This window comes from Actinacidiphila bryophytorum (genome assembly GCF_016916835.1).
In the GTDB taxonomy this organism is placed as follows: Bacteria; Actinomycetota; Actinomycetes; order Streptomycetales; family Streptomycetaceae; genus Actinacidiphila; species Actinacidiphila bryophytorum.
The window spans coordinates 307,833-333,687 of the sequence record NZ_JAFFIX010000005.1 but is presented as its reverse complement, the minus strand read 5'-3'; the positions used below and the strand labels follow the sequence as shown (position 1 = coordinate 333,687).

Below are 25,855 nucleotides of genomic sequence, written 5' to 3'. Positions count from 1 at the left end.
GATCATCCAATCCGGATGGCGCGTCGGGGGCCGCCCACCAGTGGTCAACCGGTAGGCGGCTGAAGGAAGAAGGAGCTCGCCTTCGTGGCGTCCCACCGTCGTCCCAAGCCGGCAAGCCGCACGCGCGTGACCGTGCTCACCGCGACCGCCGCAGCCGCGGTCGCGCTCTCCGCCCAGGCGGCCAACGCCGCCCCCGCCAAGCCCAGCAAGCCCACCTCGGTCAAGGACGCCAAGGCCCAGGTGGACGCGCTCTACACGCAGGCGGAGCAGGCCACGGAGAAGTACAACGGGGCCAACGAGAAGCTCAAGTCGCTGCAGACCGAGGCCGGCACCCTGCAGGACCAGGTGGCACGCCAGCAGCAGCACCTCAACACGCTGCGGGACAGCCTGGGCACCATCGCGGCCTCGCAGTACCGCACCGGCGGAATCGACCCGTCGCTGCAACTGTTCCTGTCCTCCAACCCGGACAGCTACCTGGACCAGGCCACCGCGCTCGACCAGATCAGCTCCCTGCAGGCCAGTGCCCTGCAGCAACTCCAGGACGCCAAGCGGACCCTGGACCAGGAGCGGGCCGAGGCCACCGCCAAGCTCGCCGAACTCCAGGCCACCAAGACCGAACTGGGCAACCGCAAGACCGAGGCCAAGAACAAACTGGCCCAGGCGCAGGCGATCCTGAACTCGCTGACCGCAGCCCAGCGCGCCCAGATAGCCGACGACGCGGCCCGCGCCAACCGCTCCACCGGCCGCGCCCCGATGGGCGGCAGCTCCGCCACCGGACGCGCCGCCGCGGCCTTCGCCGCCGCCAAGACCAAGCTCGGCAAGCCGTACGTCTACGGCGGCTCGGGCCCCAGCTCCTTCGACTGCTCCGGGCTCACCTCCTGGGCCTACCGCCAGGCCGGGGTCAGCATCCCCAGGACCGCGGCCGAGCAGGCCAACGCGGGCACCCACCTCAGCAAGTCGGAGCTGGCGGTCGGCGACCTCGTCATCTTCTACGGCGACCACCACCACGTCGGCTTCTACGCCGGCGACGGCATGGTGCTGCACGCCCCGAAGCCCGGCACCGTCGTGCGCTACGAGTCGATCGACAACATGCCCTTCCAGTTCGGCGTCCGCATCTGACCCTCCCGGAGGGCGCGGGACTGCCGGACCGCCGGACACCGGAGAATACGGCGTTCGGGTGGTGCCGCGGGCCGCACCGCAGCCGCAGGGCACCGATGACCTGCGGCGGGACCATGGGCGCGCACGCGTACGGATCAAGACGTCTTTGAACTGAGCGTGCCCGGCTGGCTACTGTCGGCGGCTGTGGCATCCCATCGACGTGCACCGCAGCCGGGCCTCGCCGTCCGCACCACCAGGGTCACCGTGCTGTCCGCGGCGGCCGCGGCGACCGCGGCACTGTCCGGCGGCACCGCCCAGATCGCCGCGGCCGACCCCGCACCCGCCGCGGGCCAGGACACCGCGACCCGGCTCGACGCGCTCTACCAGCAGGCCGAGCAGGCCACCGAGCGCTACGACGCGGCCCAGGAGCGCGCCACCCGGCTGCGCGCCGACCTCGCCACCCTCCAGGACCGGGCCGCCCAGGGCCAGCAGCGCGTCAACGAACTGCGCGACGACCTCGGCGCCCTCGCAGCCGAGCAGTACCGCGGCGGCGCCCTCGACCCCTCGCTCGCCCTGCTGCTGTCCGACGACCCCGAGCGCTCCCTCGACCAGGCCGCGGCCCTCGACCGGCTCGGCGCACGGCAGACCCAGCAGCTGCACCAACTCCAGGCAGCCGAAAGGGCGCTGGACGGGCAGCGCAGCCAGGCCGCCGGCAAACTCGCGGAACTGACCCAGACCACCGCCGAGTTGGGGCGGCGCAAGGCCGCGGTCCAGCGGGCGCTGGCCGCCGCGAACCGGGCGCTGACGGCCCTGTCGCCCGCCCAGCGGGCCGGCTACACCCCCGGCGCGGGCGACCGCGCCTCCCGCGACCGCGCCCTGCTGCCCGACCTGCCGGACCTGCCCGCAGCCTCGGGGCGGGCCGCCCTCGCCGTCGCCGCCGCCCGCCAGGTCCTCGGCGCGCCCTACGTGTGGGGCGCCACAGGCCCGCACGCCTTCGACTGCTCGGGCCTGATGCAGTACGCCTACGGCCGCGCCGGCGTCGCCCTGCCGCGCACCTCCCAGGAGCAGATGAACGCAGGCCGCCGCGTCCCCCTCGACCAGGCCCGCCCCGGCGACCTGGTCATCTACCGCGGCGACGCCAGCCACGTCGCCATGTACGTCGGGGGCGGCCGGGTCATCCACGCGCCCTACCCCGGCGCCCGGGTCCGCTACGACCCGGTCGGCATGATGCCGATCACGGCGGTCACCCGCCCATAGGGCTGCCCGCGCGCCCGGGCCGTACGATCGGGCGCATGACCGCGGTGCACCCACGACGCCCGACGCGCGGCGCGCTGTGCGCCGTCCTCGCCCTCCTCGGGCTGCTCGCCGCGCTCACCGGGTGCGGAGCAACCGCGCCCAAGGCCGCCAAGCCCGCCGCCGACACCGCCGTACAGCAGCTGCTCGACCGGCAGGCCGCCGCGGTGCGTGGGCACGACCAGCAGGCCTACCTCGCCGGGATCGACCCCCGCTCCACCCGCTTCCTCGCCGCCCAGCGCAAGACCATCGGCAACCTCGCCCAGGTGCCGCTCGCCGACTGGACCTACCGCCTGGTGCGTACCGGCGCCTTCCCGCTGCCGCCCGAGGCCGCCGCCGACGGCACCCGCAGGACCGCCGCCGAGGTCCAGCTGAGCTACCGGCTGCGCGGCTACGACGCCGAGCCCGTCGTCTCCACCTCCTACCTCACGCTGACCGAGCGCGCCGGGCGCTGGTACGTCGCCGCGGACGACGACGGGGCGTCCGCCGGGCGGCGCAGCGCCGTCCAGCTGTGGGACCAGGGCAAGGTCACCGCGGTGCGCGGCGCGCACAGCCTGGTGCTCGGCCTCGGCGACAGCAAGACGCTGCACGGCTACGCGGCCGACGCCGACGCGGCGGTGCCGCAGGTCCAGCACGCCTGGGGCCGGGCCGGCTGGCCCGGCAGCGTCGTCATCGAGGCACCCGCCACCCTCGACCAGCTCGGCGCGCTGCTCGCCGCCGACCCCGCCGACTACAAGGGCATCGCCGCCGTCACCACCGGCGAACTCGGCGGCAGCGCCCGGGCACCCGCCGACCGGGTCATCGTCAACCCGGCCGCCTTCGGCGAACTGTCCGCCTTCGGACGGCAGGTCGTCCTCACCCACGAGACCACCCACGTGGCCACCCGGCTCGCCACCACCTCGCACACCCCGTTGTGGCTGTCCGAGGGCTTCGCCGACTGGGTCGCCTACCGCGACTCCGGCCGCACCGCCCCCGAGGTCGCCCCGGAACTCGCCCACGACGTCACCGCGGGCCACCTCCCCGCGGCCCTCCCCGCCGCCGCCGACTTCCGCCCCACCGCCCCCGCCCTGGCCCAGGCCTACGAGGGCGGCTGGCTCGCCTGCCGCATGGTCGCCGACCATTGGTCGCCCGCCACCCTCACCGCCCTCTACCGGGCCGCCGGCACCGGCACACCGCTCGACACCGTCCTGCGCACGACGCTGCACCTCTCCCTCGCCGACTTCACCGCCCGGTGGCGGCAGTATGTCCAGCAGGAGCTGGGGTGAAGGGGGACGGCATGAGCGGGACCGCGGTGGACGAGGAGGACTTCAGCGCCGAGTACGTCGCCCGGGCGCGGGCGCTGCGGCAGGGGGTGTGGCCCGTCGCGCTCGGCGGGCGGGCCGCGGGGCTCGCGCTGCTGCTCGCGCTCGGCCTGACCCACGCGGGCGCCGGGCTCGTCGCCGGCTTCGGGGACACCTGGGCCGGGCGCGTCGCAGGCGGCGCCCTCACCCTCGTCCTGCTCCCGCAGCTGCTCGCCCTGCCCTTCGCCGCCCGCACCCGGGTCGTACGCTCCCGCTTCGGCCTGGTCACCCAGGGCTGGGGAGGCTGGGCCGCGGACATCGCGCGCGGCCTGCTGATCTCGCTGCCGCTCGTCGGCGGCGCCCTCTTCGCCGTCTACGCCCTGGCCGGCGTGACCCGCTGGTGGTGGGCGTGGGCCGCGCTCGGCGCCGCGGGCGCCACGGTCGTCCTGTCCTGGGCCGCGCCCGTCCTCTTCGAACCCCTCTTCAACCGCTTCACGCCCATGCCCACGGGGCCGCTGCGGGACGCCCTGCTCGCGCTGGCAGAGCGCGACGGCGTCACCGTACGGGACGTCCTCGTCGCCGACGCGTCGCGGCGCACCACGGCGCTCAACGCGTACGTCTCCGGCTTCGGCCGCACCCGGCGCATCGTCGTGTACGACACGCTGCTCGACACGGCCGAGCCGCGGGAGGTCGAGCTGGTCGTCGCGCACGAACTCGGGCACGTCGTGCACCGCGATGTGCCGCGCGGGACCGCCCTCGGGGCGCTGGGGGCGGCGCTCGGGGTGTGTGTGCTCGCCGCGGTCGTCAGCCGGCGACCGCTGCTCGACCTTGCCGGCGTCGGGCACGTCGCGGACCCGCGGTCCGCGTGGCTCCTCGCCGCGGTCGCCTCCGTCGGCGGGGCGGTGGCCGGGCCGCTCGGTTGCGCCGTCAGCCGGCGCGTGGAGGTGCGGGCCGACCGGCACGCGCTCCTGCTCACGCAGGACCCCGGGCAGTTCGTCGCCATGCAGCGGCGGCTCACCGTCGCCAACGTCGGTGAGCCCAGCCCACCGCGGGCGTTGCACGCCCTCTTCGGCACCCACCCGACTCCCGTCGAGCGCATCACCATGGCCCGGGGGGCCACCCCCCACCCTTGACCCGCCCCTTGCGGTGGGCGGTCGCCTTTCCCCCGGCGGGGGGGGGTGGGCCAGGTGATTGCCCCTTGCGGTGGGCTCGCACCTTCCGGTGCGTTGTGATTGGCCGCGCAGTTCCCCGCGCCCCTGGGTGATTGCCACCTGCGGTGGGCTTGCACCTTTCGGTGGGTGGGTGGCTGGTCGCGCAGTTCCCCGCGCCCCTGGTGGTTGCCCTCTGCGCGCAGAGTCGGCGCTTTCAGGCGGTGCCGTCTGCCTGCGGGGGTGAGCGTTTTTCTCAGGGGCGCGGGGAACTGCGCGACCAGCCACGATGCAGCCGCAGCAAGCAACGCACCGCAGGTGGCAATCACCCAGGGGCGCGGGGAACTGCGCGACCAGCCCCCACCGGGGGAGAGGTGGGCGTGAGGGGCACAGGGGCGGACGCGGTCCACAAGCGGTGGGAGGCGAGGATGGCGGAGGTCAGGAGGAGGGCGTTGCGGGTCAGGATGAGGGCGACGCCCAGAAGGTCACTGCTCACGACGTGGGCGAAGTAGACCGGGAACTCCAGCGTCGTCAGGAGCGCCGCAGGCAGCAGAAGGAGGACCGGGAGCCGCATCACGCTCTCCCGCCTGGACAGGCACACCGCCCCGACGCCGACGAGCCACACCAGGTACTGGGGGCTGATCACCCGGCTCGTGGTGGTGAAGAGCAGGACGCCGGCGAAGCCGGCGTCGTATGGCGTGGCCGCCGTGAAGACCCGCGCCCGTACCCGCCACAGCAGCAGCCAGCCGAAGGCGAGCAGGCTCAGCGCCAGCGCAGTGTCGCTGACCGCCTCGACGCCGGGGCCGAGGAATTCGATCGAGCCGTAGTGGAGTGCGGTGACGCCGTGCCAGCCGGTGTGCCGGGCGAGGTGGAGGGCGAGTCCGCCGAGGGACTCGATCTCGGTGCCGCGGTCGCGCTGGAAGGTGAGGAAGGAGAAGGCGCCGGGCATGGCGGCCAGGAAGAGCAGGGCGCCGCCCGCGACGGCGGCACCGGCCGCGGTCCAGGCGCGGCGGGTCGCGCGGCCGGGGCGCGTACCGATGAGCAGGAGCAGCGGCCAGAGCTTGACCAGGGCGCCGGCCCCGGCGGCGATCCCGCCGGCGGTGGGGCTGCGGCGCAGGAGCAGGAGTGCGGCGACGCCGACGGCCGTCGCCATGATGTCGTAGCGGGCGTAGACGATGGGGCCGAGCAGGGCGGTGCCTGCGACCCACACCCATGCCCCGTCGAGCCGCCAGGAGCGGCGTGCCGCGTCGTGCAGGAGCGCGGCGAAGACGGCGGCGTCGGCGAGGAAGGCGAGCCAGAAGAAGGCGGCGGTGTAGTCGAGGAAGGGCAGTGCGCCGGGCGCGACGAGGACGGCCGCGGCGCCCGGCGGGTACTGCCAGGTCACGTCGTGTGCGGGGAAGGCCCCGTGCAGCAGCGTCGGGTACCAGTGCCGGTAGACCGCGGACACGTCGTAGACGACGGCCTGCCCGGGGAAGGGGACGAGCCCGAAGACGAGGAGCAGCAGCATCGTGCGGCTGAGCACCCACACGACGGCCACCGGCACCGGACCGCTGATATGCCGACATCTCACGTCTTGCATCTTGCGGCCCGCGGCGGCCCGCGGGCGGGAGGGACGCGCTGGGAGGGCCACGTGCCACGTGGGGAGGGGCGCGCGGCGGAGTAGTCTCGGCGGCGATGGAGAAGACCTTGATCGTCACCAATGACTTCCCGCCGCGCCAGGGCGGTATCCAGTCCTTCGTGCACAACATGGCGCTGCGGCTGGACCCGGACCGGGTCGTGGTCTACGCCTCGACGTGGAAGGACGGCTCCGCGGTGGCGCGCTTCGACGCCGAGCAGCCCTTCACCGTGGTCAGGGACCGGACGAAGATGCTGCTGCCGACACCGCGGGTGACGCGGACGGCCGTGCGGCTGCTGCGGCAGTACGGCTGCTCGTCGGTGTGGTTCGGTGCGGCGGCCCCGCTGGGCCTGATGGCGCCGGCGCTGCGCAAGGCGGGCGCGCTGCGTCTTGTGGGCACCACGCACGGCCACGAGGCGGCCTGGGCGCAGCTGCCCGCGAGCCGGCAGCTGCTGCGCAGGATCGGCGAGGGCACCGACACCCTCACCTATCTGGGTGAGTACACGCGGTCGCGTATCGCCTCGGCGCTGACCGAGCGGGCCGCGGACCGGATGGAGCAACTGCCGCCCGGCGTCGACGAGAAGACCTTCCACCCGGGGTCGGGCGGTGCGGTGGTACGGGCGAGGCTCGGGCTCACCGACCGGCCGGTGGTGGTGTGCGTGTCGCGGCTGGTGCCGCGCAAGGGGCAGGACACGCTGATCCTGGCGATGCCGCGGATCCTGCGCGAGAAGCCGGACACGGCGCTGCTGGTCGTCGGCGGGGGGCCGTACCGCAGTGAGCTGGAGGCGCTCGCCGAGCGCACCGGTGTCGCGGGTGCGGTCCGCTTCACCGGTCCGGTGCCGGAGGACGAGCTGCCGGCGCACTTCGGTGCGGGTGACGTCTTCGCGATGCCGTGCAGGACCCGCAGGGGCGGTCTGGACGTGGAGGGCCTCGGCATCGTCTACCTGGAGGCGTCGGCGACCGGGCTGCCGGTCGTCGCGGGCGACTCGGGGGGCGCCCCGGACGCGGTCCTGGACGGCGAGACCGGCTGGGTGGTGCGCGGCGGCTCTCCCGAGCAGGCGGCGGAGCGCATCCTGACGCTGCTGCGGGACGCCGACCTGCGCCGCCGGATGGGCGAGCGCGGGCGGGCGTGGGTGGAGGAGACCTGGCGCTGGGACCTGCTGGCCCAGCGGCTGCGCGACCTGCTCTGAGCCCGCGGGGGCCCGGGTCCGCGGGCCGGGTCAGGCCGTGGGGACGCGCAGGGCGGCGAGCACCGGCAGGTGGTCGGTGGCCGCGTGCAGGTCGGCGTCGGTGACGCCGGGGAGTGCGTGCGGCACCCCGCAGCCCAGCACCTCGACGGACTCGGTCGTGAAGACCGCGTCGATGCGCTGGAAGGGTGCCCGCACGTTGGTGACCTCGCCGCCCCAGGGGGCGACGGCGAAGCCGTCCTGGAGGTGCTCGGCGATACGGGCGAAGCCGGGGCGGTCGGGCGGCTCGTTGAAGTCGCCGCCGACCACCACGTTCTGCTCGTCCATCGCGGCCACCCGGTCCAGCAGCAGCCCGGCCTGGTCGTACCGTTCGGCCGGGCTGAGGCTGAGGTGGGTGCTGATCACGCCGAGCCTGGCGCCGCCGATCCGCAGCACCGCGGTGGCGAAACCGCGCTGGTGCAGCGGCGGGTGGTGCGGCAGCAGGACGTCCTCGGTGCGTTCGACGTGCGCGCGCAGCGAGGACAGGACCATCGGCCCCGCCGCGGTGGCGCCGCCGGTGACGTGGACGAGTCCTGTGGCGTGTGCGAGGCGGGCCGCGGCCTTGCGCCATCGGAAGAACCGCGGGGCCTCCTGGACCAGGACGAGGTCGGGGGCGCAGGCTCGGATCACCCGGGCCAGCGCCGCCGTGTCGTCCCGCATCGAGCGGATGTTGTAGCTGAGCACGCGGACGACCGCCGAGGCCGGCTCGGTGCGTGAACCCGGCAGATCCTCCACGGTCATCGTCGCCTCAGCCCTGTCGTGCCAGGTCGGCCGCGCCGACGAGTCCCGCCTTGCCGCCGAGCTGCGCGGCGAGGACCTGGGCGTGCGGCCGCCACTCGCCGCCGATCAGCCAGCGCCGGAACGACTTGCGGATCGGGTCGAGGACCAGTTCGCCCTCGTCGGCGACGCCGCCGCCGACGATGAAGGCGGACGGGTCGAAGAGCGACGCCAGGTCGGCGAGCCCCGCACCGGCCCAGCGGGCCAGTTCGCGGAAGGAGTCGACGGCGACCGGGTCGCCCTGCCGGGCGGCGGCGCTGATGTGCCGGCCCTCGATGCCCTCCACGGTCCCGTCGCCCAGCGCGAGCAGCGCCTGTGCGTTCTCCGGTGTGGCGTTGGCGCGCTGCTTGGCGTAGCGGACCAGGGCGCGCCCGGAGGCGTACTGCTCCCAGCAGCCCTGGCTGCCGCAGCCGCACAGCAGGCCGTCGGGCACCACCCGGATGTGGCCGAACTCGGCTGCGACGCCGAACCGGCCGCGGCGCAGCTTGTTGCCGATGATGATGCCGCCGCCGAGACCGGTGCCGAGCGTGATGCAGATCACATCGGAGTGACCCTGCCCGGCGCCGAAGCGGTACTCGCCCCAGGCCGCCGCGTTGGCGTCGTTCTCCACGACGACGGGGAGTCCGACGCGCTGTTCGACCTTGTCCTTCAGTGCCTCGTGCCGCCAGTTGATGTTGGGCGCGAACAGCACGGTGGCACGCTTGTCGTCGACGTAGCCGGCGGCGCCGATGCCGACGGCCTCGATCGTGTGACCGGTGCTGACCTGGCGCACCGCCTCCACGATCGCGTCCACGATGCCTTCGGGAGTCGGCGGCGTCGGCACCTTGACGGTCTCAAGAATCGAGCCTTCCTCGTCGACCACTCCGGCCGCGATCTTGGTGCCGCCGATGTCGACGCCGATGGTGAGTCCCATGTGTCCCTCAGTTTTCGGTCGATCCCCGCTAAGAGAACCGTACCGGAGAGGGGGTCAGTCGAGGTCGATGTGTTCAGCCGTTGAACGCGCGGAGCCCTCGCGCGAGGTCCAGCGCGATTCCGCTCCCGCCACTGCGGACCGGTATGCCGCCAGCAGTTCGGCCCCGGCAGCCGTCAGGTGGTCGAAGACGTCCGGGTTCCGCTCCTTGATGGGTTCGACAACGGAACGCACCTGGGACAGGACGCCCTGCGCGGCGAGCTGCACCGCGGGGTTGCGCAGCGCGGCGAGCCGGTCACCGACCGCGTCGCCCACGGCCTCGGCCAGCCGCCGCAGTTCCTCGCCGGGGCTGGGCTGGCCCGCCTGTTCGCGCCGCCTGGCGTGCTCCGCGGCGATGTCCTCCGCGCTGGCCTTCGCCCATGCGTCGGCGTCGGGACGGTCGGTGGCTTCGCTCATGGTCGGCTCCAGGAAGGCGCGGCAGTCGGTCCTTACGACGGTACTCGAACGGCCCGCGGGAACGTCCGGTCAGCGCGGCCAGAGCCCGGGGTCGGGCGTGAACCGCACCCGCAGCGCTCCGTCGCGCAGCGCGGCACCCTCCACCGTGCAGCGCCGCAGCGCCGACGGCAAGGGCAGGATGCGCCGGAAACCCCCGGCGTCCACCACGAGTTCGTCCCCCCGCCGCACCAGGTCAAGACCGTCCTTGGCCGCCCCGGGCAGCGGCAGCGACCACACGAAGTGGCCCTCGTCGCGCAGCCGGTCCTCCACCGACCAGGGGTCGCCGCCGGCCGCGGCGGGCAGCGCCTCGTGCGGCACCGCGAGCGCCTCCTCCGGCAGTTGCGGCTCCCGCCCCAGGTGCGGGAGTTCGTGCAGCGCGGCACCGTCGGCGGCGCAGATGTCGGCCAGCGCCTTGAGGTGGTCCTGCTGGGCGCCGGACAGGGCGGCGAGGAAGGGGTCGGCGGAACCGGTGGGCAGCAGCCGGTTGGCGACCAGCGCAGCGGGGGCCAGCCCGTGCAGCGCGAGACCCGTTCGCGCGGTACGGACGACGTCCGCCGCGTGCGCACCCGGCTCCACCACGACCGCCACCGACGTGCCCGGGTCGTGGACCACCGCCTGGACGGCGGCCAGTTCGCGGTCCGCGCGGGCGGCCGCCTCGTACGCCCACTCGGTGGGCATCGGCACCCCGGCCAGCTGCGCCAGCACCGGCCGCAGCGCGCGGGCCGCCTGCCGGTCGGCGGGCAGCAACCTGCCCAGGTAGCGCCGCAGTTGCTCGGGCAGCGCCAGCAGCGCCACCGCCTCGCGCACCGGCGGCAAATCCACGACCGCCAGCTCCCACGTGCCGTCGTGGGCCGCGCGCACCGCCCGCAGCAGCGCGAGCGCCTCCGCGCCGGGCAGCGGCGTCAGCTCCTCCGGGTCCAGCGGCGCCGCGCCGAGCAGCGCCAGCAGGGTGCCGCCGCGGCTCTGCAGGTCCAGCAGCGCGTCCTGGAAGGCGGCGCCCGGGTCGACGGAGGCGACCCCGAGCCCGGGGACGGCGCCGGCCAGCGCGGCGGCGGCGCCCCGGTCGTAGGTGAGCAGCAGGGTGCGGGTGCCGGCCCTGGCGGCGGCGGCCGCGGTGGCGGCGGCGACCGCGGTGCGCCCGGCGCCGCCGGCCCCGGTGATCAGCAGCGTGCGTACGGGTGCCGCGGGCATCAGCCCGCGGTCTCGGCGTCGGCCCCGCCGGCGGGCGCGGCCTCGACCCGCTTCTTCAGCCCGGCGAGCGCCCGGTCGATGATGACCTTCTCCGCCTTGCGCTTGATCATGCCCAGCATGGGAATCTTGACGTCCACGGTGAGCTGGTAGGTGACCTCGGTGCGCCGGCCGCCCTCCAGCGGGGCGAGCGCGTAGGAGCCGTCGAGGGTGCGCAGCATCTGCGACCTGACCAGCGACCAGCGCACCTCGTCGGCGCTGATCCAGGTGTAGGCCAGGGTGTGGTCGTCCTTGATCGCGCCGGCGTCGAGCAGCAGCCGCACCTGCTGGGCGCGGCCCTCGTCGTCGCGGGAGAGCACCTCGGCCTCCTTGACCTCGCCGGTCCACTCCGGATAGCGGTCGAAGTCGGCGATGACGCCCATGACGGCGGCCGGTGCCGCCTCGATCGTGATGCTCGACCGTGTGTGTTCCGCCATCGCCGTGGCCCTCCGGACTACTGGTGCAGGATGCTGCGTGACGTGTGCGCAGGAGTGTGCTGAGAGGCTATCGCGCCCAGGTGGCGGGGCCGTCACCACGGCGGGTCGGGATCGCTGCGCGCCTCACCACTCCAGTACCCACGGGGTGCGGGTGTGGTTGAAGTGGCCGACGTTGACGCATTCGGTGCGGCCCACCCGGGTCCGGGCGATCAGCGGCTGGTGGACGTGGCCGAACAGCGCGTACTTCGGCTGGATGCTGCGGACCGCGTCCAGCAGGGCCTGGCTGCCGCGTTCGAAGCGGCGGGCGGTGGTGTCGTAGCACAGCTCGGGGATGGCCGGCGGGATGTGCGAGCACAGTACGTCGACCGGGCCGAGGGCTGCGACCTTGGCCGCGTAGTCCTCCTCGCTGACCTCGTAGGGCGTGCGCATCGCGGTGCGCAGGCCGCCGCCGACGAAGCCGAAGACCCGGCCGCCGATCTCCGCGGTCGTCCCGTCGAGGACCGTGGTCCCGGGAGCCGCGTACTCCTGCCACAGGCCGGGGACGTCGACGTTGCCGTACGTGGCGTACGTAGGGGTCGGGAAGGCGGCGAAGAGTTCGGCGTACTGCTTGCGCACCGCGCTCTCGATGGCGCCGCGGCGGTCGATGCCCTCCCACAGCTGCCGGTCGAGGATGCGGGCGTCCTCGAAGCGGCGGGCGGTGCGCAGTTCGACCATGCGGTCGGCGTTCTCGACGCCGAAGAGGTCGGGGAAGATGCCGCGGGAGTGGTCGGCGTAGTCGAGGAAGAGCACCAGGTCGCCCAGGCAGACCAGCGCGTCGGCTCCCTCGCCGGCCCTGGCCAGGGCCTCGGCCGCACCATGGACGTCGCTCACCACATGCACCCGCATACGGTCACTTTATAGCGCCGTCCGCGGGCCGCCCCGCGCGCGGGTCACCTGCGGACCGGCCGCGCTCTGGTCTAGTCTTCCGGGCATCGGTGCCCCGGCTCCGCCCGATGTGTGATGCTTAAAACATCTTGTCGTGCCCCTCTACCGCCGGAGCTTTACCGATGGGTAACGTCCAGCCCGTCCATCACCTTCCCTCCGGGTGCGCCGCGGCACCGATGAGGAGCAGTCGCCTTGCGTGAGTTCAGCCTTCCGGCCCTGTACGAGGTCCCCGCTGACGGCAACCTGACGGATCTGATCCGCCGCAACGCCGCCCAGCACCCGGACACTCCGGTCATCGGCCGCAAGGATTCCGCCGGCCACTGGCAGGACATCACCGCGACGCAGTTCCTCGCCGAGGTGCGCGCCGCCGCCCGCGGACTGGTCGCCGAGGGCGTGCAGCCCGGCGACCGGGTCGCCCTGATGTCCAGGACGCGCTACGAGTGGACGCTGCTGGACTTCGCGATCTGGAGCGCGGGCGCGGTCACCGTGCCGATCTACGAGACCTCCTCCGCCTCCCAGCTCGAATGGATACTCGCCGACTCCGGCGCGGTCGCGGTCGTCGTGGAGTCCGGCGCGCACGAGACGTCGGTGGAGTCGGTACGCGAACGGCTGCCGCAGCTCAAGCACGTGTGGCGGATCGACACCGGCGCCGTCGAGGCGCTGGTCTCCGTCGGCGGCGACATCTCGGACGCGGTCCTGGACGAGCGCGGCGCCGCCGCGAACGCCGACTCCCCGGCCACCATCGTCTACACCTCCGGCACCACCGGCCGCCCCAAGGGCTGCGTGCTCAGCCACCGCAGCTTCTTCGCCGAGTGCGGCAACGTCCTGGAACGCCTCGCCCCGCTCTTCCGCACCGGCGACTCCTCGGTGCTGCTCTTCCTGCCGCTGGCCCACGTCTTCGGCCGGCTCATCGAGGTCGCCAGCGTCATGGCGCCGGTCCGGCTCGGCCACGTCCCCGACATCAAGCACCTCACCGACGACCTCCAGGGCTTCCGGCCCACCCTGATCCTCGGGGTGCCGCGGGTCTTCGAGAAGGTCTACAACACCGCGAGGGCCACCGCGCAGGCCGGCGGCAAGGGGAAGATCTTCGACCGGGCCGCGGCCACCGCGATCGACTACAGCCGCGCCCTGGACACCCCGGCGGGACCCTCGGTGCGGCTGCGCTTCACCCACAAGGTCTTCGACCGGCTCGTCTACGCCAAGCTGCGCGCCGTCCTCGGCGGCAGGGCCACGCACGCGGTCTCCGGCGGCGCCCCCCTCGGCGAGCGCCTCGGCCACTTCTACCGCGGCATCGGCTTCACCGTCCTTGAGGGCTACGGCCTGACCGAGTCCTGTGCGGCCACCGCCTTCAACCCCTGGGACCGCACCAAGATCGGCACCGTCGGCCAGCCGCTGCCGGGCTCCACGATCCGGATCGCCGACGACGGCGAGGTGCTGCTGTACGGCGAGCACCTCTTCACCGGCTACTGGAACAACGAGCAGGCCACCGCGGAGGCCATGGCCGACGGCTGGTTCCACACCGGCGACCTCGGCACCCTCGACGAGGACGGCTACCTGTCCATCACCGGCCGCAAGAAGGAGATCATCGTCACCGCGGGCGGCAAGAACGTGGCGCCCGCGGTGATGGAGGACCGGATCAGGGCCGACGCGCTGGTCGCCGAGTGCATGGTCGTCGGCGACGGCCGCCCCTTCGTCGCCGCGCTGATCACCCTGGACGAGGAGTTCCTGCCCCGCTGGGCCGAGCAGCACGGCAAGTCCGGGCGCACGGTCGCGGAACTCGCCGCCGACCCCGACCTGCTGGCCGCCGTCCAGCACGCGGTGGACGAGGGCAACGCGGCGGTCTCGCAGGCCGAGTCGGTCCGCAAGTTCCGCATCCTGCCCGCGCAGTTCACCGAGGAGTCCGGACACCTGACGCCCTCGATGAAGCTCAAGCGCAACGTCGTGCTCGCGGACTTCGCCGCCGACGTCGAGGCGCTCTACACGCGCTGACCCGCCCGCGCCCGGCCGCCCGCCAGGGAGGCGCCGCCACCCCTGGCGGGGCTCAGACGACGGCGCCGCGCCCCGGATCGTCGTCGTCGTCCTCGTCACCGGTGCGCATCCGCGCCACCAGCGTGGCGAAGCCGCCGAGGAAGCCGCCCACGCCCACCGTGACCGCCCACCAGGTCAGTTCGATCTGCAGCAGCACGAACGCGAGCAGCAGCAGCGGCCCGCCCAGCACCGCGATCCAGGCGAACTTCGTCGTCACGTCCGCCTCGGGCAGCGGCGGCGGCTCGGGCGGCACGAAGTGCGCGTCCTCGTCGTCCTCGACCAGCTCGTAGTCCCGCGGACCGCTGATCACCGGATGGATCACGATCGTGCGGTCGGCGGGCGGCGGCGCCGTGTTCACCGCCGCGGGATCGGTCGGGTCCGGGTCCGGCGGCTGCACGGGTACGTTCTCGGCCTCGGGCCAGGCCGCGGCCGTACCCGGGTCCACCTCGTCGTCGTAACCGGCCACCAGCGCGGCCCAGGCCGCGTCCTCGTCCAGCGGCGGGCGCGGCGGCTCCTCCTCGTGCGGGGCGGTGCCCTCGTCCTCGCGGTCAGCCACCGGCCGTGCCCTCCTTCACCGCGTCTCCCGCCAGGCCCGCACCGGCCGACAGCCGCCGGACGAAGGCGTAGGACTCCTCGAAGATCCGCTCCGCGTCGTTGTCGAGCGTGGCCACGTGGAAGCTGCGCTCCAGCACCTTCTCCGTGACGTCGGTGGACGACACGGAGCCCAGCACCACCGCCGAGTTCGACGGGTGCACCACATGGTCGACCCGGCTGTGCAGCAGCAGGATCGGCTGCGTCACCTGCGGCAGCCCCGCCCGCGCCACCTGCCACAGCTTCGTCAGCGAGTGCACCGCGTGCAGCGGCGTGCGGTCGTAGCCGATCTCCGCACCGCCCTCCTTGGCGATGTCGCTGGCGATGCCCTTCACCGACGGCACCGCATGGCGCAGCACACCCACCGCCTTCAGCGCCGGGCTGTCGGCCTTCACCGACGGGTTGACCAGGACCAGGCCGCTGATCTGCGCTCCGTGCCGCGCCGCCAGCCGCAGCGCCAGGGTGCCGCCCATCGACAGGCCGCACACGAAGACCTGCGAACAGGAGTCGGTCAGCTCCCGCAGCGCCCGGTCCACCTCGGCGTACCAGTCCTGCCAGCCGGTGACCTGCATGTCCTGCCACCGGGTGCCGTGCCCCGGCAGCAGCGGCAGCGACACGGTCAGGCCGCGCTCGGCCAGATACTCGCCCCAGGGGCGCATCGACTGCGGCGAACCGGTGAATCCGTGGCAGAGCAGCACGCCGATCTCGCCGCCGTCATGGCGGTACGGCTCGGCTCCTGGCATGAGCGGCACCGTGGGTCTCCTGTTCGGGGGCGTGGAACCGCGTACGCGGGTACACGAAGTACACGGAGGTCGGACGTTCAGCGTACGCGGCTGCGATACCAAGCGGTAAGCCCCATCGGAACCAGCCTGAGCGGTCCGCTGGCGTTAAGGTCGGTGCGTCGGCTACAGGAGGTCCGAGGTTGTTCTACGGCGCGATGAAGATCGCCATCGGCTCGCCCCTCAAGGCGGCCTTCCGACCCTGGGTCGAAGGCATCGAGCACATCCCGAACGAAGGTCCCGCGATCCTCGCGAGCAACCACCTGTCCTTCTCGGACTCCTTCTTCCTGCCCGCGGTCCTCGACCGCAAGGTCACCTTCATCGCGAAGGAGGAGTACTTCACCTCGCCCGGGGTGAAGGGCAAGCTGACCGCCGCCTTCTTCAAGGGCGTCGGGCAGCTCCCCGTCGACCGCTCCGGCGCCCGCGGCGCCGGTGAGGCCGCCGTCAAGAGCGGGGTCGCCGTGCTGGAGCGCGGCGAACTCTTCGGCATCTACCCCGAGGGCACCCGCTCGCCCGACGGCCGCCTCTACCGCGGCAAGCCCGGCGGCCTCGCCCGGGTCGCACTGGCCAGCGGGGCGCCGGTGATCCCGGTGGCGATGATCGACACGGAGAAGGTGCAGCCGGTGGGGAAGGTCGTGCCGAAACTGTCGATTCGGCCCGGCATCCGGATCGGGCGCCCGCTCGACTTCTCCCGCTACCACGGGATGGAGGGCGACCGCTTCATCCTGCGGTCGATCACGGACGAGGTCATGTACGAGATCATGAAGCTGTCGGGGCAGGAGTACGTAGACATCTACGCGACGGCGGCCAAGCGGCAACTGGCAGAAGCGGCCAAAGCGGCGGCCGACCCCCACTGACCCCCGACCGCCCGGGTAGGGCGTTCCCGCTTGCGCAGGGGGGCGACCCCAGGGGCGCGGGGAACTGCGCGCGCAACCCACCACCCGCCGGTGGTCCGGCTCCGGACCGAACAGCCCCTTTCGGACGGTGACGACCCGCGCGTGGTGGTGGGCTGGTCGCGCAGTTCCCCGCGCCCCTGATGTGGTGGCGGTCCGTCGCCACGTGACGGTGAGTGGTGGGTTGCGCGCGCAGTTCCCCCCGCCCCCATGGGCTCGGCCCTGCCGAAGGGGCACTCCGGCGGCCGATAAGGGGGCGCCCTGCGGGCGCAGGGTGCGGGCTAGGCTGGCGGCGGCCGGGAGGAGGGGGCGCGGATGCGCATGTCCGTTGAGCAGCCGCTGTGGCGGGCACTGGTGGCGTACCGGGTGCTGACGGCGGGCTACGCGGTGGCGCTGTACTGCTACGCGTACGACGAGCTGCGGCACCCGCTGCTCGGCGGCGTGTACGTGGGGACGCTCGCGGTGTGGACGCTGGCCACGCTCGGCCGGGTGATGTCCGCCCGCCGGTGCACCAAGCGCTTCCTGACCGCCGACCTGACGCTGGCGATCACCGGCATACTGCTCACCGCGGTCGTCGACACCCAGGCCCGTATCGACTCGGGCAACTTCACGCTGCCGTCCATCTGGACGGCCGGTTCCGTGCTGGCCTTCGCGATCAAGGGCGGCTGGCGGTGGGCCGCCGTCGCCTCCTCGCTGGTGGCCGCGGCCGACCTGGTCGAGCGGGGCAGCGCAGGGCGCGACACCCTGCACAACGTGCTGCTGGTGTGGGTCGCCAGCATCGGCATCGGCTACGTGGTCGAGGTCGCCAGGATCAGCGAGCGGACCCTTGCGCGGGCGCTGCAGATCGAGGCGGCGACGCGGGAGCGCGAGCGGCTGGCCCGGGACATCCACGACGGTGTGCTCCAGGTGCTGGCGATGGTGCAGCGGCGCGGAAACCAGGCCGGCGGCGAGGCGGCGGAGCTGGGCCGGATGGCGGGTGAGCAGGAGGCCGCGCTGCGCACCCTGATCAGCGGCGCCCCGATCCCGGCGCCGCGCACCGCCGAGGAGGACGGTCCGCCGGGGCCGCACGACCTGCGTACGCTGCTGGCGCCGTACGCCTCGGCCCGGGTGACGCTGTCCGCGCCGGGCACCCCGGTGCTGCTCGGCCCGGCGGCGGCGGGCGAGGTGGCGGCCGCGGTCGGCGCGGCCCTGGACAACGTGCGGCGGCACGCGGGCGACCGGGCGCACGCCTGGATCCTGGTGGAGGACGAGCCGGACGCGGTCCTGGTGACGGTGCGGGACGACGGCCCGGGCATCGCCGAGGGCCGGCTGGCCGCGGCGGCGGACGAGGGGCGGCTCGGGGTGGCCCAGTCGATCCGCGGCCGGCTGCGCGACCTCGGCGGTTCGGCCGAGCTGCTGTCGCTGCCCGGCCAGGGCACGGAGGTGGAGCTGCGGCTGCCCAGGGCCGCGCTCGTCAAGGACGCGGCGGCGCGGGCCGCCGGCACGGAAGGAGGCACCGCATGACGGTCGGCGACGACCAGGCGGCCCGGCAGGCGGTCACGGTGATGGTGGTCGACGACCACCCGATGTGGCGTGACGCGGTGGCCCGCGACCTGGCCGAGGCCGGTTTCCGGGTGGTGGCGACCGCGGGCGACGGCCCCGAGGCGATCCGCCGGGCCAAGGCCGCCCGCCCCCAGGTGCTGGTGCTGGACCTCAACCTGCCGGGCGCGTCCGGGGTGCGGGTGTGCAAGGAGGTGGTGGCCGGCGACCCCGCGGTGCGGGTGCTGGTGCTGTCGGCCAGCGGCGAGCACACCGACGTGCTGGAAGCGGTCAAATCCGGGGCGACCGGCTATCTGCTGAAGTTCGCGGCCCGCGAGGAGCTGGTGGACGCGGTCCGCAGGACCGCGGTGGGCGACCCGGTCTTCACTCCCGGCCTGGCAGGGCTGGTGCTCGGCGAGTACCGGCGGCTGGCGACCGTGCCGCCGCCGGCCGCCGAGGGCGGCGCCGCCGCGCCCCGGCTGACCGAGCGGGAGACCGAGGTGCTGCGGCTGGTCGCGAAGGGGCTGAGCTACAAGCAGATCGCCCAGCGCCTGGTCATATCGCACCGGACGGTGCAGAACCACGTGCAGAACACCCTCGGCAAACTCCAGTTGCACAATCGCGTCGAGCTTGTCCGATATGCGATTGAGGCCGGGTTGGACGGGGATCCGACCAACAGCACAGGCGGCGACATGTGACCCAAGTCACGCTAGCTTGGCGGAGGTTGCACATCCGGCACAGCTGGCTTGCGACGAAGGGAAGAGTCCATGCGAGTCGGAGTTCTGACCGGCGGCGGAGACTGCCCCGGCCTCAACGCGGTCATCCGCGGCATCGTACGTAAAGGCGTCCAGGAGTACGGCTACGACTTCACCGGCTTCCGGGACGGCTGGCGGGGTCCCCTGGAGGGGGACACCGTACGGCTCGACATCCCGGCCGTCCGCGGCATACTCCCGCGCGGCGGCACCATACTCGGCTCCTCGCGCACCAACCCGCTCAAGGTCGAGGGCGGGGTGCGCAGGGTCCAGGAGAACCTGGCGGCGGAGGGGATCGACGCGCTGATCGCGATCGGCGGCGAGGACACCCTCGGCGTCGCCGCCGCCCTCCACCAGGAACACGGCGTAAAAGTGGTAGGTGTCCCCAAGACCATCGACAACGACCTGTCGGCGACCGACTACACCTTCGGTTTCGACACCGCGGTCAACATCGCCACCGAGGCCATCGACCGGCTGCACACCACGGCCGAGTCGCACATGCGGGTCCTGGTGGTCGAGGTGATGGGCCGGCACGCGGGCTGGATCGCGCTGCACTCGGGCCTGGCCGGCGGCGCCAACGTGATCCTCATACCGGAACAGCGCTTCGACCTCGACCAGGTGTGCGCGTGGGTCGAGAGCCGCTTCAAGATCCGCTACGCGCCGATCGTGGTCGTCGCCGAGGGCGCGATGCCGAAGGACGGCGACATGGTGCTCAAGGACGGCACGCTCGACTCCTTCGGCCACGTCCGGCTGTCCGGCATCGGCGAGTGGCTTGCCAACCAGATCGAGAAGCGCACCGGCAAGGAGGCCAGGACCACCGTGCTCGGCCACGTCCAGCGCGGCGGCACCCCCAGCGCCTTCGACCGCTGGCTTGCCACCCGCTTCGGGCTGCACGCCGTCGAGGCGGTCAGGGACGGCGACTTCGGGAAGATGGTCGCGCTGCGCTCCACCGAGATCGTCCGGGTGCCGATCGGCGACGCGACCGCGCGGATCAAGACCGTCGACCCGTCGCTGTACGAGGAGGCGGGAGTCTTCTTCGGGTAGCCGCCGCAAGACGCACCCCGAGAGCGCTTGCCGCAGGTGAGCCCGGCGACCTATCCTCCCTCCACCCGGCTTGTCCGGCCGCTTCGTTTCCCCCTGTGAGCACATGAGGAGCGCCCGGTATGAAGGGTGTGGCGAGCGGGCTTCGCGTGCCCGTACTGGCGGTCGCCGGCGGCACCGCTTCCGGCAAGTCCACCCTTGCCGAAGCGCTGGCGCTGCACCACCCAGAGACCGTCGGACTGATCCACCTCGACGACTTCTACGTTCCCGCGCACGATCCGCAGCGCGGGGTCAGGACGCTCAGCGCTACCGGCGCGGAGACCCTGGACTGGAACCACCCGGGGTCCATCGACGGGACCGCGGTGACCGCCGCGATCGACGCCGCCGCCGGGTCCGGACGGCACCGCCTGGTGGTGGTCGAGGGCCTGTTCGCCCTGACCCTGCCCGCGGTCGCCGCCCGGGCCTCCTGGCGGGTGTACGTCGACACCCCCGACGACATCCGGCTGGCCAGGAAGATCCTGCGCAAGATCGAGGTCCAGCGCCAGGACCCGGCCCTGTCGCTGCGGAATTATCTGCTGTCCGGGAGGGAGCGCCATGCCGCGCACGTCGCCCCCTCCCGGTCGCTGGCCGACCTCGTGGTCGACGGCACCGCCGACGAGTACACGATGATCGCCGAGGTGCTGACCCTGATCGGTCCGCTGCTGGCCGAGCCGGTGCTCGCCGACTCGGCGCTGGACGCCAGCTACTACGGCGAGACGGCCTGAGGCCCGCGCGGCTCAGCGCACCGGCGCCAGCACCTGCGCCAGCAGATCCGCCGCGATCTGCGAGCCGTTCAGCGTCAGCACCGACTCCGGATGGAACTGCACACCCGCGAAGCCGGGGCCGCGCATCGCGTGGACGTCGCCGGTGCCCGGGTCGCGGCTCAGCTCGACCCGGTGCATCGCCAGCTCCTCGGCTGCGGTGTCGTCGCAGCGGGCGGTGAAGGAGTTGTAGAAGCCGACGGTCTCCTGGCGGCCGAAGAGGTCGATGGTGCGCTGCGCGCCCTGGAAGGGCTCGTCCTTGCGCACCAGGTCCAGGCCCAGTTCCGCCGCCAGCAGTTCGTGGCCCAGGCAGACCCCGAGCAGCCCGCGCCCGTGGTCGCGGACCAGGTCGGCGGCGAGCCCGCGCAGCAGGCGCATCTTGGGGTCGGCGGTGTCGGCCGGGTCGCCGGGTCCGGGGCCGAGCACCACAGGCCCCTCGTGGGCCAGTGCCGCGGCCCGCAGCTGCGGGTCGTCGTAGCGGCGTACCGTCACCGCGTGGCCCGAGGAGCGCAGCAGGTGGGCAAGCATCGCGGTGAAGGTGTCCTCGCCGTCCACGACCAGGGCGTGCGCGGTCGGCCGCGGGTGCTCGACCTGCATCCGCAGCCAGAAGGGCGCGAGCCCCGCCCGGCGGGCGTCGAGTGCGGCCCGCACCCGGATGTCGTCGGCCAGCCGGGGCCGCGGCGCCCCCGCGGCCCCGGCAGGCGCCGGGCGCACCCCGAGCGCGGTGAGCACACCTGCGGCCTTGGCGTGCGTCTCGGCGACCTCGGCGCGCGCCCTGGAGTGCCGTACGAGGGTGGCGCCGACCGGGACGCGCAGCGCGCCGCCGGGGGAGATGTCGGCGGTGCGGATCAGGATGGGCGAGTCCAGCGTCTGTGCGCCGCCCGCGTCCCGGCCGATCAGGGCCAGCGCACCGGCGTAGTAGCCGCGCCCGCCCGGCTCGTGGCGCTCGATGACCCGGCAGGCGTTCTGCACCGGTGAGCCGGTAACGGTGGCCGCGAACATCGTCTCGCGCAGCACCTCGCGCACGTCCAGCGTGGAGCGCCCGCGCAGTTCGTACTCGGTGTGCGCCAGGTGCGCCATCTCCTTCAGCCGCGGGCCGACGACGACCCCGCCCAGGTCGCAGACGGTGCACATCATCTTGAGTTCCTCGTCCACCACCATGGTCAGCTCCTCGGCCTCCTTGGGGTCGGCGAGGAAGTCCAGCAGCCCGGCCGCGCTCGGGCCTTCCGCCGGGTAGCGGTAGGTGCCGCTGATCGGGTTCATCACCACCGCGCTGCCCGACATCCGCACGTGCACCTCGGGGCTGGCGCCGACCAGGGTGCGCTCGGGGGTGTGCACCACGTACGTCCAGTAGGCGCCGCGTTCGCCGCGCAGCAGCCGGGCGAAGAGGGCCAGGGCCGCGGCGGGCCCGTAGCCGGGGATGGTGCCGCGGAAGGTGCGGCGGATCACGAAGTTGGCGCCCTCGCCGCGGCCGATCTCGTCCTCGATGACCCGTCCGACGATGCCGGCGTAGGCCTCGTCCGAGACGTCGAAGGCGCCGCCCTCGACGGTGACGGGAACGTCGGGGATCGCGTCCAGCAGGTCGGCGAGCGGGAGTTCCGCGGTCTCCTGCGGGTGCAGGACGGTCAGCGGGGTGCCGTCGTCGCGGACGTCGAAGCCGCGTTCGCGGATCTGCCGGAAGGGGATCAGGGCGAGCGCGTCGGTGCGGGGGCCGCCGCCGGTCGGGCCTGCGGGCAGCGCGATGCCGGCCAGCGTCTCGGCGGTCGTGACGGGTCCTGCGAGCACCTCCACGACCCCTTCGGGGCGCCCGGGGGTCCTGCGGTGCAGCAGGGCGAAAGGCGGGTGGCCGGGGGTGAGCAGGCGGGCGACGAGCCGGTGTGCTGCGGGGTTCGTGGGCACGGTCGGTGGTCCTTCCTTGACGGCGGGGGGAAGGGGCGGCGACCGGGCCGGGAAACGCCGAAGGCCGCCCCTGCGGGCGGCCTTCGCGAGGATCTGCTGATGCGCGAGTCAGTGGGCCGCCGGATGAGCGGTCCACCACCAGTCCTGGTGTGTCGTGGTCGGGTTCACTTGCGCGATCATGCCGACGACCTTAGCGCACCGGGACGCCGGGCGTCACAGCAATGTGTTGTAGATGTTCCATCCGCCGCCGACGCCGATCCTGGGCGTCGCGTAGGGAGCGGTCGCGCTGCCGGTGCCCTTGTAGTACCAGAGCTGCCCTGCGGAGTCCCTGGCCACCAGGTCGGCCTTGCCGTCGCCGCTGATGTCGCCGGTGCCGACGATCGAGGTGTAGCCTTGCCAACCGCCGCCGATCCTGGTACGGGTGGCGTAGGGGGCGGCGGCGTTGCCGGTGCCTTTGTAGACCCACAGGACGCCGGAGCTGTCGCGGCCCAGCAGGTCGGGCCTGCCGTCACCGGTGACGTCTCCCGCGGCGACGAGCGAAGTGTAGATCTTCCAGCCGGCCGCGATGGGGGTGCGTGCCGCGAAGGGCTTGGTGGCGTTGCCCGTGCCCTTGTAGAGCCAGAGGTAGCCGGAGCTGTCCATGCCTATCAGGTCCGGGTGCCCGTCTCCCGTGACGTCGCCCGCGCCCAGCAGCCGGGAGTAGATGTTCCAGCCGGGGCCGACGGTGACGCGGCTGAGCACCGGGGCCGAGGGCTTGCCGCTGCCCCGGTAGTACCAGAGCGTGCCGGAGGAGTCGCGGCCCACCAGGTCGCCCGTGCCGTTGGCGTTCATCGTGTCGAGCGCGCTGAGCACGTTGTAGATCTGCCATCCGGCGCTCGTCCTGAAGCGGGAGAAGAACGGCGTCGTGGCGCTGCCGGTGCCCTGGTACTGCCACAGGACGCCGGAGGCGTCGCGGCCGAGCAGGTTGTGCCGGCCGGCGGTGGAGACCGCCGCCACGCTGGTGGTCTGCTGCACGTCGCTCGCCCGGACCCAGGCGATGCGGTGGTTGTAGCGGATCGGATAGAAGAGGTTCGTGCCCTTGACCAGGGTGCGGTCACCGGTCGCGGTTCCTGCGTAGGTGCCCGCGTACCAGTAGTCGCCGGCCATCTCGGGGCCTGCCTGCGCGTAGGACTGGCCCGCAGCGATGCTGTACTTCGTCAGCGAGGCGGTGTTGCTGGGCTGCACCGGCACGTTGGTGCCCGTGTAGGCGGCGTCCTCGGGGTAGGCGCGGCCGTAGACCGGGATGCTGGTCTTTCCGGCGGCCGGGGTGATCACCTGCGTCGGTGCGACCACGGACGTGTACTGCCCGCCCGGGTTGTGGAACCACAGCTTCTGGTTCTGGTACCAGATCGCCGTCCAGTCGTTCTGCGCCCCGGCGACGACGTAGGCGCCGCCCGCCGGGACCTTGTCCGCCCAGTTCGCCCCGTCGCTCCACTTCACGGTGCCCAGGTACGGGTCCACCGGCAGTGCGCCCGAGGTGGACGGCGTGGTGTAGAGGTAGAGGAAGTTCGCCGGGTGCGCGGGGACCGCGGTCCCGCCGTTGGTCAGCGTCGGCTGGTTGTCCGTGGTGTACGGCGGCACCACCCGGACCAGCTGCCCGGCGCGCAGCGGGCCGCCCGCGCCGCCGGCGCCGTCGGGGGCGCCCAGCAGCGACATGTAGTGGTTCCAGTCCCAGTACGGCCCCGGGTCCCAGTGCTGCGTCTTGACGTTGGCGTCGAGCACACCGGGCACCTCGTCGTGGCCGATGACGTGCTCGCGGTCCAGCGGAATGCCGAATTTCTGGGCCAGGTATTTCACCAGGACGGCCGAGGAGTCGTACTCCTGCTCGGTGTACCAGTCACCGGCCTTGATCGCGTAGCCCTCGTGCTCCACGCCGACCGAGTGCATGTTCACGGTCTTGTTCGCCGCGTGCCAGGCCTCGTCCTTGAGCTGCACCATCTGGGTGACCCGGCCGTCGTCGGCGACCAGGTAGTGGGCGCTGGCGTAGGCGGCCGGGTTCTGGAACTCCTTGATGCTGCCGTCGTACGTGCCCTCCATGTCGTGGATGACGATGTAGCGCACGTCCTCCCCGTTGCCGGGGCGCTGCGAGACGTTGTAGTTGCCGAAGTCGTCCGGCGTGCTGCTGTTCTGCTTGTAGGCCGCGGCCACGAAGGCGCAGTTCAGCCCGGACGGGCACTCGGGGGCGGTGGCCGCCTCGACCGCGGGGGTCGTGGTGGTCGCCGCCAGCAGGACCTTCGAGGGCTCGACCGGGACCACCGACGGGTCGGCGGTCAGCGTCAGCGTCTGGCCGTCCGCGGTCACCCGCGTCGCGCCGGTCTTGACCGTGTCGTAGACCCGCTGCACGAACTGCTTGGCGCCGGCGCGGTCGGGGGACTGGCTGTAGCGGGCGATGCCCGCCCACCAGCGGCCCGGGTCGGCCGGCAGCGAGCCGACGGCTGCCTTCTCGTACTGCGCCAGCAGCGCCGCACCGGCCCGCACGCTCTGCCGCGGGTCGGTGCGCACCTCCGACGCGGAGGCGCCGATCAGCTTCGCCGCGGCGTCCAGGGTGTGCAGCCGCGGGTCGGAGGTGTCGACCTTGGTCTTGGCCCGGTCGGCGCTCAGCGCCCGCTGCGGGTTGAAGTGCTTGGAGACCGCGGGGTCGCCGCTCTGGTTCAGGTGAGCCAGCCGGTCGGCGTCCGTGGGCTGGTCGAGGTCGGCATCCGTGACCTGGGTGAGGCCCATCACGTTGTAGTTGCCGGTGGTGCTCGGGTGGCCCTGGTGGGACTCCCACAGGGTCTGGCGGTAGGACACCGCCATCAGGACGCTCTGCGGTACCTGGAACTCCCGTGCCGCTGCGGCGAAGTCCGCCTGCAGCTCGGTCTGCGACCGGCCCGCCTTGGCGTCCGTCGTGCTGCCGCCCGACGGGCTCGCCAGGGCGATCGTCCCGTAGGTCGCGGCGGTGGCGAGCGCGACCGCGCCCGCTCCGTAGGCGATCCAGGACTTCCGTCTGCGGTGTCTGCGTGTCAAAGTGCTGCCCTCGGCCTTCCCGCGCGCTTCGTGGGCGCGCCCTCCCGGGGAGCCTGCGCCCAGGCGGCGTCGGCTCTGA

At 73.3% G+C, this 25,855-nt stretch carries 23 protein-coding genes; 11 read left to right on the top strand and 12 right to left on the bottom strand.

Features of this window, described 5'->3' with window-relative positions; all coding sequences use genetic code 11:
- Positions 1 to 84: 84 nt before the first annotated feature.
- The 4 genes from JT723_RS10705 to JT723_RS10690 all read left to right on the top strand — a co-directional run bounded on the left by JT723_RS10705 (position 85) and on the right by JT723_RS10690 (position 4,804).
- Positions 85 to 1,119 carry a C40 family peptidase gene (locus tag JT723_RS10705; RefSeq protein WP_205044287.1) on the top strand — a complete coding sequence of 345 codons (1,035 nt, stop codon included), beginning with the start codon at positions 85 to 87 and terminating at the stop codon, positions 1,117 to 1,119.
- A 183-nt stretch (positions 1,120 to 1,302) separates the two neighbouring features.
- Positions 1,303 to 2,355, top strand: coding sequence for a C40 family peptidase (locus JT723_RS10700; RefSeq protein ID WP_205044286.1), 1,053 nt, complete (start codon positions 1,303 to 1,305; stop codon positions 2,353 to 2,355).
- A 35-nt stretch (positions 2,356 to 2,390) separates the two neighbouring features.
- Entirely contained in the window at positions 2,391 to 3,656 is a 1,266-nt protein-coding gene (locus JT723_RS10695) for a hypothetical protein (RefSeq protein WP_205044285.1), read from the top strand.
- Between the two features lie 11 nt (positions 3,657 to 3,667).
- On the top strand, positions 3,668 to 4,804 hold the full coding sequence (locus JT723_RS10690) for a M48 family metallopeptidase (protein WP_205044284.1): 1,137 nt from the start codon (positions 3,668 to 3,670) through the stop codon (positions 4,802 to 4,804).
- Positions 4,805 to 5,144: 340 nt separating this feature from the next.
- Here the strand turns inward: JT723_RS10690 and JT723_RS10685 are convergent, their stop codons facing one another.
- Positions 5,145 to 6,398, bottom strand: a complete 1,254-nt coding sequence (locus JT723_RS10685) for a glycosyltransferase 87 family protein (RefSeq protein WP_205044283.1) — start codon at positions 6,396 to 6,398, stop codon at positions 5,145 to 5,147.
- 95 nt (positions 6,399 to 6,493) lie between these two features.
- Here JT723_RS10685 and JT723_RS10680 point away from each other — a divergent pair, with 95 nt between their 5' ends.
- On the top strand, positions 6,494 to 7,624 hold the full coding sequence (locus tag JT723_RS10680; RefSeq protein WP_205044282.1) for a glycosyltransferase family 4 protein: 1,131 nt from the start codon (positions 6,494 to 6,496) through the stop codon (positions 7,622 to 7,624).
- Positions 7,625 to 7,654: 30 nt separating this feature from the next.
- Here JT723_RS10680 and JT723_RS10675 read toward each other — a convergent pair whose 3' ends face one another.
- From JT723_RS10675 to JT723_RS10650, 6 genes are all read right to left on the bottom strand, one after another.
- On the bottom strand, positions 7,655 to 8,401 hold the full coding sequence (locus tag JT723_RS10675) for an endonuclease/exonuclease/phosphatase family protein (RefSeq protein WP_205044281.1): 747 nt from the start codon (positions 8,399 to 8,401) through the stop codon (positions 7,655 to 7,657).
- Between the two features lie 7 nt (positions 8,402 to 8,408).
- The gene (locus JT723_RS10670) at positions 8,409 to 9,350 is read right to left on the bottom strand and encodes an ROK family glucokinase (RefSeq protein ID WP_205044280.1); all 942 of its coding nucleotides are present in this window, start codon (positions 9,348 to 9,350) and stop codon (positions 8,409 to 8,411) included.
- A gap of 54 nt (positions 9,351 to 9,404) precedes the next feature.
- Positions 9,405 to 9,803, bottom strand: coding sequence for a DUF5304 family protein (locus tag JT723_RS10665; RefSeq protein WP_205044279.1), 399 nt, complete (start codon positions 9,801 to 9,803; stop codon positions 9,405 to 9,407).
- A 69-nt stretch (positions 9,804 to 9,872) separates the two neighbouring features.
- Entirely contained in the window at positions 9,873 to 11,033 is a 1,161-nt protein-coding gene (locus JT723_RS10660; RefSeq protein ID WP_205044278.1) for an ArsA family ATPase, read from the bottom strand.
- The gene (locus JT723_RS10655) at positions 11,033 to 11,506 is read right to left on the bottom strand and encodes an SRPBCC family protein (protein ID WP_205044277.1); all 474 of its coding nucleotides are present in this window, start codon (positions 11,504 to 11,506) and stop codon (positions 11,033 to 11,035) included. Before JT723_RS10655 ends, JT723_RS10660 begins: the two co-directional genes overlap by 1 nt.
- A 123-nt stretch (positions 11,507 to 11,629) precedes the next feature.
- Complete coding sequence (locus JT723_RS10650; protein ID WP_205044276.1) at positions 11,630 to 12,391, bottom strand: metallophosphoesterase family protein; 762 nt, start codon at positions 12,389 to 12,391, stop codon at positions 11,630 to 11,632.
- A gap of 231 nt (positions 12,392 to 12,622) precedes the next feature.
- On the opposite strand from JT723_RS10650, the gene JT723_RS10645 reads away from it, so the two are divergent.
- Positions 12,623 to 14,419 carry an AMP-dependent synthetase/ligase gene (locus JT723_RS10645; RefSeq protein ID WP_205044275.1) on the top strand — a complete coding sequence of 599 codons (1,797 nt, stop codon included), beginning with the start codon at positions 12,623 to 12,625 and terminating at the stop codon, positions 14,417 to 14,419.
- A gap of 52 nt (positions 14,420 to 14,471) precedes the next feature.
- Here JT723_RS10645 and JT723_RS10640 read toward each other — a convergent pair whose 3' ends face one another.
- Positions 14,472 to 15,014: a hypothetical protein gene (locus JT723_RS10640; RefSeq protein ID WP_205044274.1), complete on the bottom strand. Its 543-nt coding sequence runs from the start codon at positions 15,012 to 15,014 to the stop codon at positions 14,472 to 14,474.
- Complete coding sequence (locus tag JT723_RS10635) at positions 15,007 to 15,801, bottom strand: alpha/beta hydrolase (protein ID WP_205044273.1); 795 nt, start codon at positions 15,799 to 15,801, stop codon at positions 15,007 to 15,009. Before JT723_RS10635 ends, JT723_RS10640 begins: the two co-directional genes overlap by 8 nt.
- Positions 15,802 to 15,971: 170 nt before the next feature.
- On the opposite strand from JT723_RS10635, the gene JT723_RS10630 reads away from it, so the two are divergent.
- The 5 genes from JT723_RS10630 (at position 15,972) to JT723_RS10610 (ending at position 20,796) form a co-directional block, all read left to right on the top strand.
- On the top strand, positions 15,972 to 16,685 hold the full coding sequence (locus JT723_RS10630; RefSeq protein WP_240165368.1) for a lysophospholipid acyltransferase family protein: 714 nt from the start codon (positions 15,972 to 15,974) through the stop codon (positions 16,683 to 16,685).
- A 351-nt stretch (positions 16,686 to 17,036) separates the two neighbouring features.
- The gene (gene macS / locus JT723_RS10625) at positions 17,037 to 18,224 is read left to right on the top strand and encodes a MacS family sensor histidine kinase (protein WP_372441266.1); all 1,188 of its coding nucleotides are present in this window, start codon (positions 17,037 to 17,039) and stop codon (positions 18,222 to 18,224) included.
- Complete coding sequence (locus JT723_RS10620) at positions 18,221 to 18,937, top strand: response regulator (RefSeq protein ID WP_205044272.1); 717 nt, start codon at positions 18,221 to 18,223, stop codon at positions 18,935 to 18,937. The genes macS and JT723_RS10620 overlap by 4 nt, the downstream gene beginning before the upstream one ends.
- A 69-nt stretch (positions 18,938 to 19,006) precedes the next feature.
- Positions 19,007 to 20,035, top strand: coding sequence for a 6-phosphofructokinase (locus tag JT723_RS10615; RefSeq protein WP_205044271.1), 1,029 nt, complete (start codon positions 19,007 to 19,009; stop codon positions 20,033 to 20,035).
- 119 nt (positions 20,036 to 20,154) lie between these two features.
- On the top strand, positions 20,155 to 20,796 hold the full coding sequence (locus tag JT723_RS10610) for a uridine kinase family protein (protein ID WP_205044270.1): 642 nt from the start codon (positions 20,155 to 20,157) through the stop codon (positions 20,794 to 20,796).
- A gap of 12 nt (positions 20,797 to 20,808) precedes the next feature.
- On the opposite strand, the gene JT723_RS10605 is transcribed toward JT723_RS10610, so the two are convergent.
- The 3 genes from JT723_RS10605 to JT723_RS10600 all read right to left on the bottom strand — a co-directional run bounded on the left by JT723_RS10605 (position 20,809) and on the right by JT723_RS10600 (position 25,776).
- A complete protein-coding gene (locus tag JT723_RS10605) occupies positions 20,809 to 22,731 on the bottom strand; it encodes an anthranilate synthase family protein (RefSeq protein ID WP_205044269.1) in 1,923 nt (640 codons plus the stop codon).
- Between the two features lie 108 nt (positions 22,732 to 22,839).
- Positions 22,840 to 22,911 carry a trp operon leader peptide gene (locus JT723_RS36585; RefSeq protein ID WP_491697036.1) on the bottom strand — a complete coding sequence of 24 codons (72 nt, stop codon included), beginning with the start codon at positions 22,909 to 22,911 and terminating at the stop codon, positions 22,840 to 22,842.
- Between the two features lie 33 nt (positions 22,912 to 22,944).
- Positions 22,945 to 25,776 carry an N-acetylmuramoyl-L-alanine amidase gene (locus JT723_RS10600; protein ID WP_240165367.1) on the bottom strand — a complete coding sequence of 944 codons (2,832 nt, stop codon included), beginning with the start codon at positions 25,774 to 25,776 and terminating at the stop codon, positions 22,945 to 22,947.
- Between the last annotated feature and the right edge of the window lie 79 nt (positions 25,777 to 25,855).

Bases quoted from the DNA above. Each gene is read 5' to 3' on its own strand.
- JT723_RS10695 (WP_205044285.1), top strand. From the start codon at position 2,391: ATGACCGCGGTGCACCCACGACGCCCGACGCGCGGCGCGCTGTGCGCC.
- JT723_RS10690 (WP_205044284.1), top strand. From the start codon at position 3,668: ATGAGCGGGACCGCGGTGGACGAGGAGGACTTCAGCGCCGAGTACGTC.
- JT723_RS10685 (WP_205044283.1), bottom strand. From the start codon at position 6,398: ATGCAAGACGTGAGATGTCGGCATATCAGCGGTCCGGTGCCGGTGGCC.
- JT723_RS10680 (WP_205044282.1), top strand. From the start codon at position 6,494: ATGGAGAAGACCTTGATCGTCACCAATGACTTCCCGCCGCGCCAGGGC.
- JT723_RS10675 (WP_205044281.1), bottom strand. From the start codon at position 8,401: ATGACCGTGGAGGATCTGCCGGGTTCACGCACCGAGCCGGCCTCGGCG.
- JT723_RS10670 (WP_205044280.1), bottom strand. From the start codon at position 9,350: ATGGGACTCACCATCGGCGTCGACATCGGCGGCACCAAGATCGCGGCC.
- JT723_RS10665 (WP_205044279.1), bottom strand. From the start codon at position 9,803: ATGAGCGAAGCCACCGACCGTCCCGACGCCGACGCATGGGCGAAGGCC.
- JT723_RS10660 (WP_205044278.1), bottom strand. From the start codon at position 11,033: ATGCCCGCGGCACCCGTACGCACGCTGCTGATCACCGGGGCCGGCGGC.
- JT723_RS10655 (WP_205044277.1), bottom strand. From the start codon at position 11,506: ATGGCGGAACACACACGGTCGAGCATCACGATCGAGGCGGCACCGGCC.
- JT723_RS10650 (WP_205044276.1), bottom strand. From the start codon at position 12,391: ATGCGGGTGCATGTGGTGAGCGACGTCCATGGTGCGGCCGAGGCCCTG.
- macS (WP_372441266.1), top strand. From the start codon at position 17,037: ATGCGCATGTCCGTTGAGCAGCCGCTGTGGCGGGCACTGGTGGCGTAC.
- JT723_RS10620 (WP_205044272.1), top strand. From the start codon at position 18,221: ATGACGGTCGGCGACGACCAGGCGGCCCGGCAGGCGGTCACGGTGATG.
- JT723_RS10615 (WP_205044271.1), top strand. From the start codon at position 19,007: ATGCGAGTCGGAGTTCTGACCGGCGGCGGAGACTGCCCCGGCCTCAAC.
- JT723_RS10610 (WP_205044270.1), top strand. From the start codon at position 20,155: ATGAAGGGTGTGGCGAGCGGGCTTCGCGTGCCCGTACTGGCGGTCGCC.